Below are 1,704 nucleotides of genomic sequence, written 5' to 3'. Positions count from 1 at the left end.
CCGATGCCATGTCAAATGTTCCACCCATGAGCTCCCAGCGAAGAACGTATGCCTTCGATCTGGGTTCTGGACGCCGAAGCGTCAGATGCTCCTTAGAAAGGAGGTGATCCAGCCGCACCTTCCGGTACGGCTACCTTGTTACGACTTAGTCCTAATTACCGATCCCACCTTCGACGGCTCCCTCCACAAGGGTTAGGCCACCGGCTTCAGGTGTTACCGACTTTCATGACTTGACGGGCGGTGTGTACAAGACCCGGGAACGTATTCACCGCAGCGTTGCTGATCTGCGATTACTAGCGACTCCGACTTCATGAGGTCGAGTTGCAGACCTCAATCCGAACTGGGACCGGCTTTTTGGGATTCGCTCCACCTCACGGTATTGCAGCCCTTTGTACCGGCCATTGTAGCATGCGTGAAGCCCAAGACATAAGGGGCATGATGATTTGACGTCATCCCCACCTTCCTCCGAGTTGACCCCGGCAGTATCCCATGAGTTCCCACCATTACGTGCTGGCAACATAGAACGAGGGTTGCGCTCGTTGCGGGACTTAACCCAACATCTCACGACACGAGCTGACGACAACCATGCACCACCTGTTTACGAGTGTCCAAAGAGTTGACCATTTCTGGCCCGTTCTCGTATATGTCAAGCCTTGGTAAGGTTCTTCGCGTTGCATCGAATTAATCCGCATGCTCCGCCGCTTGTGCGGGTCCCCGTCAATTCCTTTGAGTTTTAGCCTTGCGGCCGTACTCCCCAGGCGGGGAACTTAATGCGTTAGCTGCGTCACGGAATCCGTGGAATGGACCCCACAACTAGTTCCCAACGTTTACGGGGTGGACTACCAGGGTATCTAAGCCTGTTTGCTCCCCACCCTTTCGCTCCTCAGCGTCAGTTACGGCCCAGAGATCTGCCTTCGCCATCGGTGTTCCTCCTGATATCTGCGCATTCCACCGCTACACCAGGAATTCCAATCTCCCCTACCGCACTCTAGTCTGCCCGTACCCACTGCAGGCCCGAGGTTGAGCCTCGGGATTTCACAGCAGACGCGACAAACCGCCTACGAGCTCTTTACGCCCAATAATTCCGGATAACGCTTGCGCCCTACGTATTACCGCGGCTGCTGGCACGTAGTTAGCCGGCGCTTTTTCTGCAGGTACCGTCACTTTCGCTTCTTCCCTGCTAAAAGAGGTTTACAACCCGAAGGCCGTCATCCCTCACGCGGCGTTGCTGCATCAGGCTTTCGCCCATTGTGCAATATTCCCCACTGCTGCCTCCCGTAGGAGTCTGGGCCGTGTCTCAGTCCCAGTGTGGCCGGTCACCCTCTCAGGCCGGCTACCCGTCGACGCCTTGGTGAGCCATTACCTCACCAACAAGCTGATAGGCCGCGAGCCCATCCCCAACCGAAAAATCTTTCCAAACGCAGACCATGCGGTCACGTCACATATCCAGTATTAGACGCCGTTTCCAGCGCTTATCCCAGAGTCAGGGGCAGGTTGCTCACGTGTTACTCACCCGTTCGCCACTGATCCCACAGAGCAAGCTCCGTGTTCACCGTTCGACTTGCATGTGTTAAGCACGCCGCCAGCGTTCATCCTGAGCCAGGATCAAACTCTCCGTAAAAAGAAATTGCATACGAACCGGGGAAAAACCGGAACGCAGCGAGTTTGATGCTGACCAAAGAGATAAATCATTGCTGACTATCC

The 1,704-nt window shown here is 55.3% G+C and carries 1 rRNA gene; it reads right to left on the bottom strand.

Annotated elements, in window-relative coordinates:
• Window positions 1–96: 96 nt before the first annotated feature.
• Window positions 97–1,621 (bottom strand): 16S ribosomal RNA (locus tag AB0N68_RS16795).
• Window positions 1,622–1,704: the final 83 nt, after the last annotated feature.

This window comes from Microbacterium meiriae (assembly GCF_040685015.1).
GTDB classification, from domain to species: domain Bacteria; phylum Actinomycetota; class Actinomycetes; order Actinomycetales; family Microbacteriaceae; genus Microbacterium; species Microbacterium meiriae.
Note: the sequence above shows the minus strand (reverse complement) of the source record. Positions and strands in the feature narration are given on the sequence as shown.